Consider the following 19612-nt stretch of genomic DNA (forward strand, 5'->3'; position numbering starts at 1 on the left):
ATAATGAATTCATCGCGTAACTCCTTTGAGATGATGTGTTTTAGCAGATTCATTATACTTCAAAGGTGTGGTTACGCGATATTTATTTGTTCAAAAAGTTGTAAACTGCTGCTATAAAGATATTGCGTCGATATATGGAGTAGATCTTCCTGGTGACTGGGATATCGTCGGCATATTAGATACAGGGAAACCTGCCCCTCGCCCGATGAAAGGCGAGCTTCGTACGGGATTAGACCAGCTTGCGGCTATGGCCAAGCTCCTATACGACGACCAGTCTTCTAATGGCACCATTATTCCCATATTAATTTTTAGATGCTTAGAAAAGGGCTAGTTGTCCCAGAATCGCTGAACCCAGAGGATTTGTTATATTTTATGGAGGCCATTTATGAACGAACTCAAACTTTTTGAATCACAATATATACGCTCTGTATGGAATCCAGACGAGGAACAGTGGTATTATTCTGTCATTGATGTAGTAGCGGCACTAACAGATAGTGCAAATCCCACGGACTATCTAAAGAAGATGCGCAAACGTGATACGGAACTCGGTAACTACATAGGGACAAATTGTCCCCAGGTAACTATGGAAACGCAAACAGGAAAACATAGAAAAACACTTGCGGCCAATACAGAACAACTTTTGCGAATTATCCAATCCATCCCCTCTCCGAAGGCTGAACCTTTCAAAATCTGGTTGGCACAAACGGGCGCTGATCATCTTCTGGATCTTGCCGATGCGAAAAAACTGCAAGAAGAAATAGACACGCGGATACGGGCTCGCGATGACGTCCGCGAACATAATAAATCGCTGGCAAAGGCGGCCCAAGATGCCGGCGTTTCGACAAACCAAGAATTTGCAAGGTTCCAGAACAGCGGCTATATGGGGCTGTACGATGGAGAAACAGCAGCCGCCATTAAGCGCCGCAAAGGATTGAAGAAAAGCGAGGATATTTTAGATAATATGGGCAGCGAGGAACTGGGCGCCAACCTCTTCCGTATTACACAGGCAGAAGCCAAATTACGGCGTGAAAATATTCAGTCCAAAGAAGAAGCCAATAAAGCTCATTTCGAAGTCGGGTATACCGTCCGCAAGGCTATTGAATCATTAGGCGGAACCATGCCAGAAAACCTCCCTACTCCTGATAAAAGCATCAAGCAGATTGAACACGAAAGAAAAAATCAGCTGAAGAAAAAATAAAAGAAAGGATGAATCCTATGATGAAGAAACTTACCCTGGTCCTGGCTATGATTTGCGTATTGTCCTCAGTCGGTACAGCCTTTGCCGCCGATTACCTGGGCAATCCCCGTTCCATGAAATTCCATTACACAACCTGTCGTACCATCAAACATCCCGAAAACTTCGTACCCATCGAGTCCCGCGATGAAGCCCTTGCCGAGGGGTACGTTCCTTGCGGCGTATGTAAGCCTTAACTGTTTCAATCAGCATCGCTTGACAGTTTATGTCATTTGAAGTAGCATAGAATCATAAATTGGGCTATGAATCCCAAATAATATGTTTATGTTGCGGTGCAACAAAAAAGAGCTTCTGTTTTGCAGAGGCTCTTTAAACACAGCGGTTTTCCCGCACCTAAGATTATGGACATTGTGGTGAAACTCCACGCCTAAATCAGAAAGGCCTTGTATCCTAAGAGATACAAGGCCTTTCATGTTATATGCCCCTGGGCTAATGCTGTCCACCCTGTTGTCCACCCTTGAGCCGGAAAAATCGACCGCATAAGAATCAAGGTTTTCGCGGTAATGGCTATTTACTGCGCTCTGGGATACGCTATGATTCTCTGGGATATCCGCCCCAACCAACTCGAAATCAGTTAGGCCGAAAGGTCTCATGGGTTCGAATCCCACCCGCTCCGCCAAATCAAAAGCGCACTGATAAGCCATTCATGGAACTTATCAGTGCGCTTTTTTCTATATTTCTGTCACTATGCAAGCAACAAAAAAGGAGCCGTCCCATTGGAACAGCTCCTTTTTTTATTTCAAAGCAAAAGCTTACTGCTGCGCACGGCGCATTGCTTTTTTACGATCATGTTTGTCGAGGATGGCTTTACGGATACGGATGCTCTTCGGCGTAACTTCTACGAGTTCGTCGTCGTTGATCCATTCCAGGGATTTTTCCAAGCCCATTTCCTGCGGCGGCGTGAGGCGGAGTGCTTCATCCGATGCGGAGGAACGGGTGTTGGTCAAGTGTTTCTTCTTGCACGGGTTGACGTCGATGTCGACGTCGCGGTTGCTTTCGCCTACGACCTGGCCAAGATAGATTTCTTCACCCGGTTTGATGAACATCGTGCCGCGGTCCTGCAAGTTGAAGATGCCATAGCCCGTCGTCGTGCCCGATTCAAAGGCAACTAAGCTGCCGCGGGTACGGCCCGGGATTTCGCCTTTCCAGGGAGCATAGCCGTGGAAGACGTGGTACATGATGCCATTGCCCTTGGTAGCGGTGAGGAATTCGCTGCGGAAGCCGATGAGGCCGCGGGCCGGAATGATGAATTCCAGACGGGTGTAACCGGAAATGTCGGTCATGTTGACCATTTCGGCTTTACGGGTACCGAGTTTTTCCATGACAGCGCCCATGAATTCAGGCGGAACGTCGATGGTGAGGGCTTCCAGCGGTTCGCATTTCTGGCCGTTGATTTCCTTGGTGATGACGCTCGGTTTGCCAATCTGGAGTTCATAGCCCTGACGGCGCATTTCTTCGATGAGGACAGCGATGTGGAGTTCGCCACGGCCCGATACTTTGAAGGCATCGGCGCTGTCGGTTTCTTCGACGCGCAGGGATACGTTGGTCTGGACTTCGCGGAACAGGCGGTCGCGGAGGTGACGGCTGGTAACGTATTCCCCTTCCTGGCCGGCAAAGGGGCTGTCGTTGACGTAGAAAATCATGGACAGCGTCGGTTCGTCGATGTTGATTTTCGGCAAAGCTTCCGGGTTCTGCGGGTCCGTAACGGTTTCGCCGATCTTGAGGTCCGGGATGCCGACGATGCAGGCGATTTCGCCCATAGCAGCTTCGTCCTGTTCGACACGTTTCAGGCCTTCATAGGTATAGACGCGGCCAATCTTGGCTTTACGCTGGCTTTCGCCGTCAGTGACGACGACAGCCTGGTTCGGATGCATCTTACCGCGGACAATACGGCCGATAGCGATTTTACCGACATAATCATCGTAGTCCAAGGTCGTGACCATGAACTGCAGCGGGCCTTCAGCGTCGCCTTTCGGGCACGGGCAGTATTTGATGATGGTCTTGAACAACGGTTCGAGGTTGTCGCTGTCGTCATCCATGGAGTATTTAGCAATGCCGTCACGGCCGTTTGCATAGACGACAGGGAAATCGAGCTGTTCGTCCGTAGCGTCGAGTTCCATGAACAATTCGAGTACTTCGTCTTCGACTTCAGCGACACGGGCACCGGGTTTGTCGATTTTGTTGATGACGACGATCGGTTTCAATTTCTGTTCCAAAGCCTTGCGCAGAACGTATTTCGTCTGCGGCATCGGGCCTTCAAAAGCATCGACGAGGAGCAGTACGCCGTCTACCATGTTCAGTACACGTTCTACTTCGCCGCCGAAGTCAGCATGCCCCGGGGTGTCGACGATGTTGATCTTGACGCCTTCGTGCATGACAGATGTATTTTTGGACAAGATTGTAATGCCGCGTTCACGTTCAATATCCCCAGAGTCCATGACACGTTCTTCAACTTTTTCGTTAGAACGGAAAACATGGCTCTGTTTGAGCATGGCATCGACCAATGTCGTTTTACCATGGTCGACGTGGGCAATAATTGCAATATTACGAATATCTTTGCGTTCCATCTAATGTCCTCTCTCTCATTAACAAATATTAGGTTATAACTAGGTTATTTTACCACATTAGCATCATATATGGAATAGTTTTTGGGAAATTTAGCTTATTTTTTTTATCAAGCAAAACCGCCTGTCGAATAGATGATCAGCAGGCGGTGAGTTATCACGGTGAAGTTATCAAATAGATTTTCCTAATTCGTAGGCTTTCTGCATCCATTCCGGATGGGTACCGGCCACGTTGGCTTCGCTCATGCCGCCGGCGTTGAAGCCACCGGCATAACGGGCTTTGTCGAAGCAGCAGATCCAGCCATCGAGCGTCGATACGGCCCGTTTTGCCGTGTCCGGCGCGTCGTCGGCCGATACGGTAATGAGGTAAATATCACGGAAGCGGTAAGGCTGGCCGTAGAGCGGATTGGTCCTATCGAGGAAGGCCTTTAGCTGGCCGCAGATGTCATAATAATAGATAGGAGAAGCAAAGACGACGACATCGGCTTCCTGGACCTTTTTGATGAGGTCATTGGCATCATCCTGAATGGGGCAGTAGAGCAAGCGGTGACAAGCCATGCAGCCTTCGCAATAGCGGAGGTCCCGGCCGGCCAGGCTGAGGACTTCGACGTCATGACCGGCTTCGACAGCCCCGCGGCCTGCTTCACGGGCCAGCTGTTCCGAATTGCTGTTAGGACACAGGCTGGAGGACAAGATGAGAACTTTTTTAGTCATAAAGCAACACCCTTTCACGAAAACTAGGCTTTATTTTTCTGAAGCATGATCTTTAAGATTTCATCGTCTGTCTGCTGCATCCCGCGGGAAGCCAGGAGGCCGACGTTCTTCAGACATTCTTCGGCTGCATTGGCCACTAAGCCGTCCGTACCCTGGACGCGCACGTCATTGAGGGCCAGGAGGACCGCTTCATAGGCCGCATGGACCGACGCCGACACCTTCATGGAGCAACTGTTGGCCGCACCGTCGCAGACCATGCCGACGATGGACCCGGACATGGTGGCCAGGGCCTTTTCGATGACCTGCAGCGGGTCCTTTTCGGCCAGCAGCCAGGCCATGCCGGCAGCCGCCCCCATGGAAGCCGTGACGGTAGCACAGAAAGCCGATAATTTCGGCAGATAGCCGTGGGCATAAATGGCGACCATGCTGGACAAGGCCAGCGCCCGCAGCCGCCGTTCCGGCGTGACGCCGAGCGAATCGGCGACGACCGTCACGGGTTCTGTCGCGGCGATGCCCTGATTGCCGGAACCGGAATTGGTCATAGCCGGGAAAGCCGCCCCGCCCATGCGGGCATCGGAAGCGGCGACCGTGCGGATCTGGATGCGATGGGACAAATCATCGGACAATAAGTCTTTATCGACCATCTGATGCAAGGTATAGCCGATCTTCAGGCCATATTTCCCCGTCAGGCCCTCCTGCGACAGCTGGTCGTTGAGCCGTTCCGCCTCCTGCAGGAAGGCGATGTCGGCCAGCGGCACGTGTTCGGCAAAATCGACGATGTCCGCCAGGGTCAGCGTATGGAGAAAAGCGATTTTCGGGTCTTCCCCGCTCCCCGCTTCCGTCCGCTGGTCCAAGAGGACCTGGCCATCCTTTTCCACGAAGACGATGTTCGTATGGTCGTCGGTGATGACGACGCGGACGCGGTGGTTTTCGCCATAGACGACGGCTTCGGCATAGAGGACATGAGGCGTATCTTCCCGGACGGACACGGTGACTTTACCATCGGCGACGTACTGTTTGCCCAAGGCGACGACGTCTGGCGTCAAGGCCTTCAGGACCTGTAATCCCGCTCCGGCGTCCCCGCCGAGGGCGCCGACGGCAGCGGCAATATAGAGCCCCGGCGTCCCCGTGCCCGGTACGGTGACGCCCATGCCGTTCTTCATCAGATTCGCCGACACGCGGGCATCGACGAAGCGCACGGCTTCGCCCAATTCCCGGGCCGCCGTCGCCGCCGCATAAGCCAGGGCAATCGGTTCCGTACAGCCCGTCGCCGGCGTCACATCCTGCTTGATGATGCTGATCATCTTGTTCCACATAGCACTTTTATCCATAATTATCCCTGCTTTCTCTTATAAATGGGTATCATAACGTAAATCGTATCACGTGTCTTTCTAATACTATCATAGCATGATTCCTATGAGAAAACAATATGATAAAAAAAGAGGCTGTCGCATTAAGACAGCCTCTTTTTGAGTATTAAGTTTGCAGTTTGTAGTTTTTAGTGAAGGTTTTTAAATTTAAAGCCCTCTTCTGCAAACTACAAACTCCGTACTACAAACATTAAAGAGAAAGGAATCTCGCATGACGGCAGAAGCCTTCGTGCGACATTCCCTTTTAACTTCTTAATCTTCGCCGATGATGCGGACTTCCGGTTCCAGGTGGACACCGTGGGCCTTTTCGACGCGTTTCTGGACTTCGTGGATGACGTTGAGGACATCCCGGGCCGATGCGTGGCCCGTGTTGACGACGAAGCCGGCGTGTTTCATCGAGACCTGGGCATCGCCGCAGGAGAGGCCTTTGAGGCCTGTCTGGTCGATGAGGGTCCCGGCATAGTATCCCGGCGGCCGCTTGAAGGTACTGCCGGCGCTGTGCATTTCCAAAGGCTGCTTGCTGCGGCGGCGGTTCATGAGGTCATCCATGCGGGCCTGGATTTCCTTGGGGTCACCGCTGCGCAAGGTCAATTCGACTTCGACGACGAATTCCTGGGATTTCTGGAAGCGGCTCTGGCGATAAGAAAAGCCCAGGTTCGGTGCATCATACGTATGGACGCCGCCCGTACTGTTGACCGTGCGGACCCGCGATACGACGTGGCTCATTTCCCCGTCGTAGGCACCGGCGTTCATGAAGACGGCACCGCCCAAGGTCCCAGGAATACCGCAGGCGAATTCGATGCCTGTCAGGCTGTTTTCCTGGGCGAACTGACAGACGTCCTTCAGCATGAAACCGGCACTGGCCATGATCTTCCGGTCGTGGCAGGCCAATACTTTCTTCATCGTGTTCAGCTGGATGACGACGCCGCGGATACCCCCGTCGCGGACGAGGACGTTCGAGCCTCCGCCGAGGACGGTGACCGGCAGGTCCAGCCGCCGGGCTGCCCGGATGGCCAGCGACATTTCCTTAACCGATTCCGGCAGGATCAGGACGTCAGCCGGACCGCCGACGGCAAAGGTCGTGTGTTCGCTCATCGGTTCGTCCAGCAGGATCCGTTCCATGGGAACGGAGATACTTAATTCGGAGACGAAAGTCGTCAGTGCATATTTATTGATCAAGGATGCTCATTCCTTCTGCCATTGCATTTTGAATAATCTGGAACACTTCGCCAGCCATGGACTGCCATTTATTATAATGGTTCAAATATTCCACAGCGGTCTGATTGTTTTTAATGAACTCTGCCATCTGGTTGAGATGGTCGATCTTCTTGCGGATCGGTTTATCCCCCATAGACTGGGCATAGGCCAGCTGGGCCTGGAGCATGAGGAAATCGCGGACCAGATGCTTGGTCTTTTCGTCTTTGGCCAGTTCCTGACCGGCAGCTACGAGGTCCTTATATTCCTGACATTCCTTGATAGCTGCCTCTAACTCATGGGCTTTATCATAAATTTCCACGTTCTACACCTCATCATTTCTGTAATGCTAAAGATTCTTGATACCGATGCCGCTCTTGGCCATGCCCGGGAAACCGAGCTGGCGCATCGCTTCATACGATACGATAGCGACGGTATTCGACAAATTCAGGCTGCGCGCCTGTTCGACCATCGGTACGCGGAAGCAGCGTTCCGGATTGGCTTTCAGGAGGTCTTCCGGAAGGCCTTTCGTTTCCTTCCCGAATACGAGCATATCATCGTATTGGAATTGGATATCGGCATAACACTGTTCCGATTTCGTCGTCAAATAAAAAAAGCGATGATCCTTGTATTTGTCCAGGACTTCCTGAAAATTCTCATGGATCTGGACGTCGACGAGCGACCAGTAATCGAGACCGGCCCGTTTTAAATGCTTGTCATCAATGGAAAAGCCCAGGGGCTTGACCAAATGCAGCGTAATATGATTGGCTGCGCATAAACGGGCGACATTGCCCGTATTGCCGGGGATTTCCGGCTCTACCATTACGATATGCATACTTATATCACTCTCCAAGGGATATTGTACAGGATTTATGCAGGAAGTACAAGAGGAACATTGCGTTTCCGACCTTTTTATGATATACTTATAAATAATAGTTATTATTTAATAGAAATGTAAAGTTTCTGTTTATTTTAGAAAGAGGTGTCAATTATTATGGATAACTTTGACAACATTGCCCAGTACCCCATGTATTTCGCTCCCGGCTGTAAGCTGCTGCAGCTGCAGCCCCAGATGGTTTCCGACGTCTACGACTACCTGCGTCAGCTCTTCGGCAGCAAAATCAAACTGTATACACGCTGCTGCGGCCTCGACGATGCCAACCAGCACAACGACGAAGCCGTCTTCATCACGCTCTGCGACACGTGCTACAAGATTTACGGCGAAACCTACGCCAACCTGCACATGCGCGACTTCTGGAACGTCTATGACGAATACAAGGACGTCTATCCTCTCGGCGAAAAAGAAGGCGAACTCCGCAAGACCTTGAAGAACACCTTCTGTGGCTCCCTCCCGCAGGAACACGTCAAGAGCTGGTTCGAAGAATGGAAGAAATGGAGTTTGAACAGTACAGAAAAAGACTAATTCGTCCTTAAGGAGCAGAGGCTATCATGAAATTCACTTACTACGGTCATTCCGCATTCACACTTTCCGATGACGTGACGACGATTCTTTTTGACCCGTTCATTACGGACAATCCCTGGACCCAGGTCTGTCCGACAGACATTGCCTGCCAGTATATTATCGTCACCCACTGCCACGGCGACCACTACGGCGACACCGAAGCCATTGCCAAAGCCAATGACGCGACGGTCATCAGCACCGCCGAAGTAGCCGGCAAAGCGGGCGAAGCAGGCTGTAAAGCCCATGCCATGCATGTCGGCGGCAGTGCGGATTTTCCCTTTGGCAAAGTACGGCTGACCCCGGCTTTCCACGGGTCTGGCATTGCCGGAGGGCTGGCCTGCGGTGTTATCGTCGAATTCGGCGGCAAACGCATCTACTATGCCGGCGATACGGGCCTCTTCTCAGACATGAAAATCCTCGACCGTTTCGGACAAATCGACTGCGCTATCCTGCCTATCGGCGACAACTTCACCATGGGCATGGATGACGCCGCCCTGGCCGCCCTCTGGGTCCAGCCGCGCTTCGTCATCCCCGTCCACTACAAGACCTGGCCGATCGTCGAAGCAGACCCGCAGGAATACAAGAAGCTCACGGAAACGAAATACAACATCCCCGTCCAGGTCGTCGACCCAGGGACGACGTATGAATTCTAATCATGATCCTTCCTGATTTCTACGGACGTTTCCGCTGCAAAGCCGGCGCCTGCCAGCACACGTGCTGCCGGGGCTGGGACATCGACATCGACGACGTGACGGCCGATTACTACCAGCAGCTCGCTGGCCCCTTAGGCGGGGCCATCCGCCAACATATCGCCGAAGGACCGGACGGCTGGCATTTCTGCCTCACGGCGGAAGGGAACTGTCCCTTTCTCCGCCCAGATGGCCTGTGCCAGCTCATCCGCCAGGCCGGGGACGATATCCTCTGCGATATCTGCGCCCTCCATCCGCGTTTTTTCCAGGTCGTCGAAAACGGCAGCAGCCAGGCCATCGAGCTCGGCGGCGTCGGACTCTGCTGTGAGGCGGCGTGTGAACTGCTTCTCAGCGAAACGGGGCCGCTCACCTTCTGCGACAGTGAAACAGGCCGCTCCATCGGCAGCCTGGCCCAGTTGCTGAAATGGCTGGACTATCCCCTTCCCCGCAAAGGGCTTGCGTATGAACCGGCCACGGCTGAAAAGGACCATGAACGGCTCCTGACCGTCTTAGGCTGTACCGAACCGATCGATGATGCCTGGACGGCCCAGCTGAAAGCCTTGCAGGCGCAGACAGCGAATTCAGCTGGTTCTACAGTCCTCACCGGTAACACCGGGACGGCCGGACGCTATCAGCGCATATACGATTACATCTTCTACCGCCAGCTGGAAACCTTTGCCGACGTCCCGTCAGACTTCCTGGCCACCTATGCCGGACGCAGCACGGACTTCATCGCCCTCACAGCCGCCGCCACGGGCGATCTGCCCGAAGCGGTACGCCGCTGGTCGGAACAAATCGAATATGATACGGACAACGTGGCGCTCCTCAAGAAAGCGGCAGCGGCCGGAGAATTTTGACTTTTCCGGCATTTCGTGACAGCCATGGCCACTTTGCCCGTCCCTATCGAAATAGGCGCGTCTTTCGTGCTATAGTAGAGAAAAATCCCTTATCCCTAAAGGAGGTCCTTCTCTTGATCATAGCCGAAGACGCGCCTATTCGCGTACTCATCCGCAACCATTTAGACTTCAAAGGCAAAGTCAGCCGCAAACGCTATCTCCACTTCCGCCTGTTCAGTATCGTACCCATCTGCCTCATCATCTGGCTCCAGCACCTGGCCTCGCAAGGCGGACCGCAGGCCCTGGAATACACCATCGCCTCGTGCCTCATCGCCCTGCTCCTCATCCCCGTCGACTTTTCCTACATGATACGGCGCTACCACGACCTGGGAAAATCCGGCTGGTACTGCATCATCAATGTCCTGGCCCGCAACATCTGGTTCGCCGCCCTGGCCGTCGAAATCTTCCTCTGCTGGAAAGAGAAAATAGAATAGGGGCCTGACAGCCCCGCAGGCCGCATTTGTAGGGGACGCCCAAAGGGCGTCCCGCGTGAATCCTATGTACATCCCCAATGCGCGGCAACAGATTCAAATTGACGACATCGCCTCGAGCAACCCTCGGCTCGTAGTAAAAATAGTGGTTCGTGGTTCGTGGCTCGTAAAAGCCTGCCATTATACTCGAATGGGCTGTGATGAAATCTCTCTGGCGGGCTGCCCATTGGGGCAGCCCCTACAAATGCGGCATACAGCCACATAAAATTTTATCGCCTGTATGCGATACCGTAGGGTACGCCCAAAGGGCGTACCGCCGCGACTTATGTGAATAGCCGATGCCATGACAGATGCTCGTGGCTCGTAAAAGACCGCCATGATACTCGAATGGGATGTAATGAAATCTCGCAACGGGCCGCACAAGGCTCCCTTTATAGGGGAGCTGGCCGCCAAAGGCGGTCTGAGAGGTTAAAGGTCGGCCATCACTAACAAAATGCCATATTCCTTAAATTTTTTAAATCAATTTATTTTGCTTTGCAATGTCAGCAATAGCTTCCAGGGATAACTTAGTATACTGAGCAATCTTTTCAAAAGGTACGCCATCTTTCAGCATTTCCAGTACATCGTCTTGCTTCCCTAAATTCCAACCACGTTTTTCGCCTACTTCTTCCCCTAATTTACGGCCGCGTTTTTCTCCACGCCGTTCAATACCTTCACTCAAGTTACACATGGCTGCCACTCCTTTCTCTAAGTGCGGTGTCATTGTTACGTCAAATTCTTTCTCCAATAGTTTCTGTTTTTCTTGAGAGCTGATGTTATCCAAGAGTAGCATGTTCAACAGCCGTAGGATGCCTTTTAGCTGTTTATGGCTCTTGCTTCCCAGACAGACCAGGACGATATGGATTAAATCGTAATGACTCCGCTCGGCCTGTGTACGACCGATTAGATGGTCTTCCGTGAGCCGATACCTCGAAATATTGTACTCCCATTTTTTCGTCGGCATCGTACAGATCCAGATGGAATAGACCTTCTGGATTTTTTCGTAATGGGATTTCACGAAAACCGCACCATACTGACTGGAAATCATGCGGCCGCAATAGTAGACGGCCCGCTTTAACAAGGGATAACCCGGATTGAAATCGTTCTGCGCTTCCAGGTTGATGATGAGCTGGATGCGCTTTCCATCAATGGGAGCTACAGCATGAAACCGGATATCGTAATAGACCGTTCCTTCTGTGCCGGATTTGTCTTCCGTCTGCTCGCTTTCGATGCGCGGTGAAATAGCTTCCGGTTCCACCGCAATACGGCTGATGCTCGGTTCGCCCTGGATATAGCGTTGGGCAATATCCTGCAAATCACAATCCTTGAATTCTTCCGTGCAGGCCTTCAGGATATGGGCCATGATGCCCCGCTCTGAAAGGACCCGCTTGCACACCTCGTCATACGCTTTTTTCTGCGCTTTGGCCTGTTGTGCCGAATCGGACATGACGTCACACCTCCAGATTCACTTTTATTGTATAATAATCGTTCCCGCTCCGCAACAGAGCGGCTCATGATTCCATCATACACCACAAAACAGGGTCAAAGAGAAATTCTAATCGTTTTTTAATCGAATTTCCGAATATTTAAGGAACCGTTAATGTAGATTGGGGCCTATCGGCCGGGCGAAAAGCCGTTCATCGAATTTTGTGGCCGACGGCCCCGCCGGTCACAGTTCGCAGGCCGCCGGTCGCCTCGGAGTCAGATGCCGCCGCATCTGGGTCCGAGAAAAAGCGGGCAAAAAAAGACCACGCACGAAGTTTTCTACCATCGTGCGTGGTCCCCTTTCTTTATAGTACGGGGTTTGTAGTTTGCAAAGAAAGCCTTTCAATTTAAAGCCATCTGCTAGCCACTTACAAGGTCTTGTCACACATGCGACAAGACCCTGTTTTATTTTACGACTTTTCGCTATTCCGTTTAGCTGTAATCTCGAAGGGGATCCGTTGTTCCCCGACGGATTTCTTGATGAAGATGTTGACTGCCGTCGACATGCTCATGCCGATGGAGTCGCAAAACGCTTCAAAGTCTTTTTTCAAATCCGCGTCGATGCGGATACAAATCGTTGTCTGTGCCATGATATCCCTCTATTTCTTGCCGACGTACTGACGGATCATTTCACCCTGTTCCTTGACCAGAGCTTCCAGTTCGGCAATCTTCTTATCCTGTTTATCGACCGTGTCTTCCAGGCTTTCAATCTTCTTGGCCATGGCCGTCTTCGACGTCGTGATGCCGCTGCCCTGTCCAATCTTGAAGCTCAGGCCGGCGTTGAACATATTTTCCCCGTTGCCGAAGTTTGTGCCCAGGCTGAACATGGTATCTTCATTGAGACGATAGAAGGCGCCGAAAGCCACACTGTTGGCATTGCGATAATTGCCGTAGCCGACAGCGAAGTCCCACTTGTCATCCGGGTCGAAGTCCAGCGGATGAAGGGCTGCCAAGGCGGCGGCGCCGGCACCGACCTTGTTGACGCGGTTATCGAGATTAGAAATACGGTTATTCATATGGTAAATTCCCTGAGTGTTCCGGTCCACCTTATTTTCTACATCCCGCAACTGTCCATAGTTCACCGCATCAGAAGCCTCTGTGCCGCTGGCCACATTGGTAATCTTCTTCCCGCCTGCGTCAACGCCATTGATAGTCATGGACGGGCCGCCTTGGATGGTCACGCCATCCTTATTCACGGTCGTATCCCCTGCCTTGACACTGTCCACAGAAATATCTTTCTTGAGGCTTACAGTAATATTGGAACCATCCACCTTTGTGGAAATATTGGTCTTATCGCCAAGAATTCCCAGCCTTTCAGAAGGCTTGACTACCGCAGCAGTTCCCTCATCGGCAGCGAAATGGATGGGTTTTGTTTCCGTCTTGACTTCCAGCGCTTTTCCCTGGCCAGAAGCATCCGACGAACCTGTGCTGGAACTGCTACCTTCCTCTTTGCTGGAGCCGCTCCCGTTCGCTTTCGGTGTGACCGTCGTAATATCAGTAGTTGTCGTACCGCCTGTAATGTTAGCCTTGATGGTATACTTGGTGCCGGTGGAATCTTTCTCAATCTGGATACCATCGCCGGCAACGAAATCAATTTTCGGTGCCGCATTTTCCATGACTGCTTTCAGCTGGGCTACATTGACTGCATCCGTATCATTAAACCCGGCAGCGACGTTGGTAATCTGGCGAGTATGAGTGCCATCACCTACAGATACAGCCGCCCAAGATGATTTCCAAATTTTATTATCAGTAGAACTCTGCTGATTCGTTTTAGGATCCCAACCAAAGACTTCGGCCAGGGTATTGGCAATAGAACCAGAGCCAAGAGCTACACCACCGTCCACAGAGGCATTAGCTTTGTAGCCAAGTATGACAGTTTCCTTGTTCAAGGTCGTGATTGGCGCTGTTTCATCTGCATTGCCGATGATGACGTTATTGGTCTGACCTTCTGCTACCGTGCGATTATCACCGATTACCGTATTAGAATCGGCACCTTTATTGATGATGACTTTTTGCCCCAATACCTTTACATGGCTGGCATCGGTAATGTGACTATCAAAACCATCCAGATAATTGTACTGCACCTTCTTATAAGTCGTAGATTTCATGGAGTTCCCTACACCCATGATTTGTGAATTTTGGGTCTTTTCAGCACTGTTGGCACCGCCGATGACAAGTGTAGCACCGCCTGCGCTATCCGCAACGCCATCCATCAAAGCCTTCTGCATTTCTGTGACAGAATTAAAATGAGTACTATAGGCAGAGGCATCAAAATAAGCACTTGAGCCTTTGACACTATTCCCAGCACCTAAAACAATAGCACCATTGCTGTTCGTCACTTTATTGGCTGTACCTGCAATGGTATTAGCTATGCCACTGCTGCTGTCTCCTGTCATAGATTCATTGGAATTGAACGTACCGATAACCGTAGCAAAAGCATTTTTAGTTGCATTATTCAGCGTATCCCAAAAACCAGTAGCAGCATATGGATTACTCTGTACATTATAACTGCCGATAGTTGTAGCAAAACCACCGCCGGTATAAGAATTCGTCCCCAACGTGGTAGAAGCTACACCAAACTGCTGTAATTTATCTGCCGTAGTATCACCGATGGAAATCTTATTTTCCGCCAGTGTATGGGCACCGATTTCAATGGAACCTGTGCGGGCATAAGAATTTGTTCCTACGGCAATGCCTTCCGGCAGATTCTGTTTTGCATGATTATTATCATGAATATGCATGCTGAATATGCCTTCATGAACTTTTTCGCCAAAGGAAAGCATGGATTCCTGCGTACCGCCGCCGATAAAGACTTTTGCATTCTTGCCGACAGCAATATTCGTCCCGTCATTAGCCGGACTGATATCATAAGCAATGGGCTGGGCACCTTTTTCCACGATATCTTTATCCGCAGCCATAACTGGCGAATAAGCTAAACTGCCGAAGGTCAGCAGACTGGCAACGACGGCAGCTGCAGCCGCCTTACCTAAATACCCCCCCCCAGTGAACATTCGAGCTTATGTGTTCGCTCTTGCTGGACGATTTGTGTTGGCTTTTAGCCAATTCCGATACGACGACATAGCACCGTCTAGCCTTACTCCAAATGACCTTATACGTTCGATTCATAAAAAAGCAGCTCCTTTCTTTGTTTCATATGCATTTTATACAGCTAACAAATAGCATACTTGTAACAAAACTGTTATCTTATTATAGCATATAAAGCCACAAAATAAAGCTGTATATAGTCATCTATAAGCATCCACTAAGCCGTTGACCCATGTTTTGTTATTACTATTTTAATATATTATAAATACAATTAATTGTAAAAATATGTATTTAGTGAAACAAAAATTTTCTGCGATTTTTTTGTAAGATAAGGGGCCTGACGGCCAGGCGAAAAGCCGTTTATCGTAGGTCGTTCGTCGTTCATCGAATTTTGGGGCCGACGGCCCCGCCGGTTGCAGGTCGCAGTTCGGGATTCAGATGCTGCTGCGCGATGACAGATACAGAATAACGACATCGCCTCGAGTAATCCTCGGCTCGTGAAAAACGCCCCGTCCGGGGCCTTCGTAGGGGCGCCACGTGGGGCGCCCGCCGCGAATCCTGTATATACCGGATACACGATAGGTGCTCGTGGTTCGTAAAAGCCTGCCATTATACTCGAATGGGCTGTGATGAAATCTCTCTGGCGGGCTGCCCACTGGGACAGCCCCTACAAATGCGGCATACAGCCACATAAAATTTTATCACCTGTATGCGATACCGTAGGGGACGTCCCGAAGGGCGTACCGCCGCGACTTGTGTGAATAGCCGATGCCATGACAGATGCTCGTGGCTCGTAAAAAGCCTGCCATTATACTCGGATGGGCTGTGATGAAATCTCTCTGGCGGGCTGCCCACTGGGACAGCCCCTACAAATGCGGCATACAGCCACATAAAATTTTATCGCCTGTATGCGATACCGTAGGGGACGCCCAAAGGGCGTACCGCCGCGACTTGTGTGAATAGCCGATGCCATGACAGATGCTCGTGGTTCGTAAAAGCCTGCTATTATACTCGGATGGGATGTGATGAAATCTCGCAACGGGCCGCACAAGGCTCCCTTTATAGGGGAGCTGGCCGCCAAAGGCGGTCTGAGAGGTTAAAGGTCGACCCTTACGAATGCCCCGATTGGGGTTATTTTTGCGGTCTGCTAACTGCAACCAGCGAACTTCGTTTATTTCCGGCATAGCCGCATCTGAATCCGAAGAACGCAAAACGGCGCTGTCTTATATGACAACGCCGTCATAAATGATTACCCTCTTATTTCAAATGATATTCCAGCAGCAATTGTTCCTGGTATTCATCGTCCTGCAAGACGCGGTCGACGTCTTCTTTTCTGCCTTCTTGCATCAGTTTCTGGAGCAATACACTGAGCGCTTTTCTTCCCGTTTTTTCTCCGCGTTCTTGTCCAATTTTTTCTCCAATTTTCCTGCCGCGTAGTTCTCCACGTTTTTCTCCCACTTCTTCACCTAGTTTACGGCCACGTAATTCTCCACGCCGTTCGATACCTTCACTCAAGTTACACATGGCTGCCACTCTCTTCTCCAAACGAAACATTACTATTTTCTGCTGCGATTTTGCGAATCTGATTTTCTGTCAATTCTGTATAACGAACAATTTCATGAATAGGCTTATGATCTTTTAACATTTTAAGCGCCAAATCATGCTGCATTGCCTCACAGCCTTCTTTGATGCCTTCTTTTCGTTCTTCTTGCATTTTCATGGCATATGTCATATATCTCACCCTTTCTTCTTCTAATTTTTTCACTCTTTTAATTTCCTGATCGATTTCTTGCACGAAAGCATCATTACTGAGAATCCCATTAACATATTCCAAGAACCGTTTAACATCGGGTGCCACATCGTTAGCCGTTCCCACAGAACTAAGAAAAATCTTGGTCGCACCGTCCCGTAATTCAAAACTTGTATCCTCCAAGCACACATTGCGGAATGTATAGATATGGCGGCCTTTATCAAATGGCTCAAAAGGACAAATGAAAATAATATAACTGGGATTGAGTTCATCATAATCAGCCCCTTCTTCCAATAATCCCATATCAATCATGGACTGGTAATATCGAGTTCGTAAATAGAGCCCATCATCCGATGGTTTACGAACCTGCATTTCGATATCATACACGGTTCCCTTATCATCGGCTACGTAAACGTCGAGGCGGATTCCCTTGCCTTCATATTGGAATTTCATCGTCTTCTCATCGTCACTATAACGAATATCACGGATAGGAACATGCAGGATTTTTTCCAACATGCGTTTACAAATCGGCTTCCGCCGCATAACCAATTTGAACATGTAATCATCTTGAATCGTCAGGTCCTGCCAAGGTTTGATGGTATAACTCATGGTATCCGTCCTTTCTATATTATAACATGATACAAAAAAATAACGAAAAATTTTACGATTCCATCATACACCACAAAACAGGGCCAAATAGAAATTTTAATCGTTTTTTAATCGAATTTCCGAATATTTAAGGAACCGTTAATGTAGATTGGGGCCTATCGGCCGGGCGAAAAGCCGTTCATCGTAGGTCGTTCGTCGAATTTAGGGTCTGACGACCCGCAGACCACTGGTCGCAGTTCGCAGGCCGTCTCGGACTCAGATGCCGCTACGCGGCAACAAGTTCAGAACGACGACATCGTCTCGAGTGATTCTCGTCTCGTGGAAAAAATCGTGGTTCGTGGTTCGTGGTTCGTGGCTCGTAAAAGCCTGCCATTATACTCGAATGGGATGTGATGAAATCTCACAACGGGCCGTACAAGGCTCCCTTTATAGGGGAGCTGGCCGCCAAAGGCGGTCTGAGAGGTTAAAAGTCGGCCCCTACGAATGCCCCGATTGGGGTTATTTTTGCGGTCTGCGACCTGCAACCAGCGAACTGCATTTATTTCACGAGTCTGTCGCGGCGGAACGCCACATCCGTAGGGGACGCCCAAAGGGCGTCCCGCTACGCGCTGAGGGTTTCTCGAAGCGTCGTTGTCAGTTTGAGTCTGTCGCGGCGAAGCCGCATCTGAGTCCAAGAAAAGCAAAAAGAGGCTGTCGCATTAAGACAGCCTCTCTTCATCACCAACTAAATCCCATATTCCTTAAAGAGTTTTTCACGAAAACCAGCATCAGCAACCGCTTTGGCTACATCATCATGACGATTCTCTTTCAATAAAAGGCTCATCAACATTCCAAGTCTCTCTTCGCCTTCTTTACGTCCCTCATCACGTCCCTTGGCTTCTCCCTCTTCAAAGGCATCTCGATGATCCGAGTTATAGTCTAGGATGGCGAGTTCGCGATTGATATAGGCCAGGCGTTCAGCGTCATTTTGCAGGAAGGTCCGGGCGGCATCTACGGCTTTATGAATGGCTTCATCGCTCATGATCAGTTCCCCCTTTTCGTCATCACTGAGCTGGTTGGCAAAATACGCCAGCCAGCGTTCCATTTTTGTCATGTCACGGATTCGCTTCTTCGGCGATTTCGTATATTTCGGGATTTCCAGGAAATGGAATACTAAATCTTTATTGAGGCGGTCGCCCGTCTCGGCGTTGTAAATGCTCCACATGGAATGGGCGTCTTCTTGTGGCAGCAAATTGAACCGCAACAGGTTGATGGTAATACAGGGCTTCAAGTCCTGATAGGCACCACCGGGCGGCAACGACAGTAAATATAAGCGCGCCCAATAGCATATGGTCCGGCGCTGCATGTTTTTCTGATTGACGATTTGAACTTCGATGTCGACTTGTTCACCCGTATCCAAGGTACAGGCCACGTCGAGGCGAGTCAGCTTTTCATCGTGACTGTCCGGGACGTTTTCCGTCGGTGTGAATACGATATCCGTAATCAGATGGCCCAGGTCTTCGGCGGCGATGGCATTGAGGAAATCAATGGTAATGAGTTTGCGTTCCGGCCGGCCAAAGATGAACTTAAACAAAACGTCATTCATGGGATTGAAGTTCTTTTCCGTCAGCTCCGGGAAATACGTTCGATAGCGGATTTCATTGGCAGTCAATTGGTTTTTCAACAGATTCACCATTCCTTTCTTTATTATAGCATGAAACAGAACGAGTAGGATATATCCATACCTCCATGATACAACAGAAAAAGGACAGTTCTGGAAAACTTAATCGTTTTCTAATCATTTTTGAATCAAATCCAAAATATTTAAGGAAACGTTAATGTAGATTGGGGCCGACGGCCCCGCAGACCGCAAGTTCGCAGGCCGTCTCGGACTCAGATGCCGCTACGCGGCAACAGACTCAGAATGACGACATCGTCTCGAGTAACCCTCGGCTCGTGAAAAACGCCCCGTCCGGGGCCTTCGTAGGGGCGCCACGTGGGGCGCCCGCCGCGAATCCTTGGTGCTAGCATATAAATAGGACAAGTCAAACTGAGGTTTTCCATAAAGTGATACAATAAAAGTATATATAGGGGGCCTTAGTATGACGAAGTTCGACAAACAATTTAAAA

At 50.4% G+C, this 19612-nt stretch carries 19 protein-coding genes; 6 read left to right on the forward strand and 13 right to left on the reverse strand.

Annotated elements, in window-relative coordinates; all coding sequences use genetic code 11:
* Window positions 1-385 precede the first annotated feature (385 nt).
* Together ACFCTO_RS11665 and ACFCTO_RS11670 are read left to right on the forward strand one after the other, a co-directional pair.
* Complete coding sequence (locus ACFCTO_RS11665) at window positions 386-1198, forward strand: BRO family protein (RefSeq protein ID WP_499876932.1); 813 nt, start codon at window positions 386-388, stop codon at window positions 1196-1198.
* A gap of 17 nt (window positions 1199-1215) precedes the next feature.
* Window positions 1216-1431 (forward strand): nuclease, encoded by a 216-nt coding sequence (locus ACFCTO_RS11670; RefSeq protein WP_303149907.1) that lies wholly within the window; start codon window positions 1216-1218, stop codon window positions 1429-1431.
* A gap of 576 nt (window positions 1432-2007) precedes the next feature.
* Here ACFCTO_RS11670 and typA read toward each other — a convergent pair.
* The 6 genes from typA to trmL form a co-directional block, all read right to left on the reverse strand.
* A complete protein-coding gene (typA, locus tag ACFCTO_RS11675; protein WP_292301614.1) occupies window positions 2008-3822 on the reverse strand; it encodes a translational GTPase TypA in 1815 nt (604 codons plus the stop codon).
* Window positions 3823-3990: 168 nt separating this feature from the next.
* Complete coding sequence (locus ACFCTO_RS11680) at window positions 3991-4533, reverse strand: flavodoxin family protein (protein ID WP_499876933.1); 543 nt, start codon at window positions 4531-4533, stop codon at window positions 3991-3993.
* A 23-nt stretch (window positions 4534-4556) separates the two neighbouring features.
* Window positions 4557-5864 carry an L-cysteine desulfidase family protein gene (locus ACFCTO_RS11685; RefSeq protein ID WP_337507050.1) on the reverse strand — a complete coding sequence of 436 codons (1308 nt, stop codon included), beginning with the start codon at window positions 5862-5864 and terminating at the stop codon, window positions 4557-4559.
* 291 nt (window positions 5865-6155) lie between these two features.
* Complete coding sequence (gene murB, locus ACFCTO_RS11690) at window positions 6156-7025, reverse strand: UDP-N-acetylmuramate dehydrogenase (protein ID WP_292262419.1); 870 nt, start codon at window positions 7023-7025, stop codon at window positions 6156-6158.
* Window positions 7026-7071: 46 nt separating this feature from the next.
* Window positions 7072-7419: a YlbF/YmcA family competence regulator gene (locus ACFCTO_RS11695; RefSeq protein ID WP_292262418.1), complete on the reverse strand. Its 348-nt coding sequence runs from the start codon at window positions 7417-7419 to the stop codon at window positions 7072-7074.
* A gap of 27 nt (window positions 7420-7446) precedes the next feature.
* Entirely contained in the window at window positions 7447-7932 is a 486-nt protein-coding gene (gene trmL / locus ACFCTO_RS11700; protein ID WP_014016444.1) for a tRNA (uridine(34)/cytosine(34)/5-carboxymethylaminomethyluridine(34)-2'-O)-methyltransferase TrmL, read from the reverse strand.
* Window positions 7933-8091: 159 nt separating this feature from the next.
* Here trmL and ACFCTO_RS11705 point away from each other — a divergent pair, with 159 nt between their 5' ends.
* From ACFCTO_RS11705 to ACFCTO_RS11720, 4 genes are all read left to right on the forward strand, one after another.
* The gene (locus ACFCTO_RS11705; RefSeq protein WP_020311218.1) at window positions 8092-8520 is read left to right on the forward strand and encodes a hypothetical protein; all 429 of its coding nucleotides are present in this window, start codon (window positions 8092-8094) and stop codon (window positions 8518-8520) included.
* 26 nt (window positions 8521-8546) lie between these two features.
* A complete protein-coding gene (locus tag ACFCTO_RS11710) occupies window positions 8547-9212 on the forward strand; it encodes a metal-dependent hydrolase (protein ID WP_499876934.1) in 666 nt (221 codons plus the stop codon).
* A 2-nt stretch (window positions 9213-9214) separates the two neighbouring features.
* On the forward strand, window positions 9215-10105 hold the full coding sequence (fliB, locus tag ACFCTO_RS11715) for a flagellin lysine-N-methylase (protein WP_302485218.1): 891 nt from the start codon (window positions 9215-9217) through the stop codon (window positions 10103-10105).
* A gap of 113 nt (window positions 10106-10218) precedes the next feature.
* Complete coding sequence (locus ACFCTO_RS11720; RefSeq protein ID WP_292262413.1) at window positions 10219-10578, forward strand: DUF805 domain-containing protein; 360 nt, start codon at window positions 10219-10221, stop codon at window positions 10576-10578.
* Window positions 10579-11089: 511 nt separating this feature from the next.
* Here ACFCTO_RS11720 and ACFCTO_RS11725 read toward each other — a convergent pair.
* The 7 genes from ACFCTO_RS11725 to ACFCTO_RS11755 all read right to left on the reverse strand — a co-directional run bounded on the left by ACFCTO_RS11725 (window position 11090) and on the right by ACFCTO_RS11755 (window position 19166).
* Entirely contained in the window at window positions 11090-12061 is a 972-nt protein-coding gene (locus ACFCTO_RS11725) for a nuclease/transposase family protein (protein ID WP_499876935.1), read from the reverse strand.
* A 448-nt stretch (window positions 12062-12509) separates the two neighbouring features.
* Window positions 12510-12689, reverse strand: a complete 180-nt coding sequence (locus ACFCTO_RS11730; protein ID WP_303147154.1) for a type II toxin-antitoxin system RelB/DinJ family antitoxin — start codon at window positions 12687-12689, stop codon at window positions 12510-12512.
* A 9-nt stretch (window positions 12690-12698) separates the two neighbouring features.
* Window positions 12699-15110, reverse strand: coding sequence for a YadA-like family protein (locus ACFCTO_RS11735; protein WP_499876936.1), 2412 nt, complete (start codon window positions 15108-15110; stop codon window positions 12699-12701).
* Window positions 15082-15225, reverse strand: a complete 144-nt coding sequence (locus ACFCTO_RS11740) for an ESPR domain-containing protein (RefSeq protein ID WP_499876937.1) — start codon at window positions 15223-15225, stop codon at window positions 15082-15084. The genes ACFCTO_RS11735 and ACFCTO_RS11740 overlap by 29 nt, the downstream gene beginning before the upstream one ends.
* 1176 nt (window positions 15226-16401) lie before the next feature.
* Complete coding sequence (locus ACFCTO_RS11745) at window positions 16402-16668, reverse strand: hypothetical protein (RefSeq protein WP_303147429.1); 267 nt, start codon at window positions 16666-16668, stop codon at window positions 16402-16404.
* Window positions 16661-17503, reverse strand: coding sequence for an Rpn family recombination-promoting nuclease/putative transposase (locus ACFCTO_RS11750; RefSeq protein WP_499876938.1), 843 nt, complete (start codon window positions 17501-17503; stop codon window positions 16661-16663). The genes ACFCTO_RS11745 and ACFCTO_RS11750 overlap by 8 nt, the downstream gene beginning before the upstream one ends.
* Window positions 17504-18227: 724 nt before the next feature.
* A complete protein-coding gene (locus ACFCTO_RS11755; RefSeq protein ID WP_499876939.1) occupies window positions 18228-19166 on the reverse strand; it encodes an Rpn family recombination-promoting nuclease/putative transposase in 939 nt (312 codons plus the stop codon).
* Window positions 19167-19612 lie beyond the last annotated feature (446 nt).

This window comes from Megasphaera indica (assembly GCF_046614755.1).
GTDB lineage: Bacteria > Bacillota > Negativicutes > Veillonellales > Megasphaeraceae > Megasphaera > Megasphaera intestinihominis.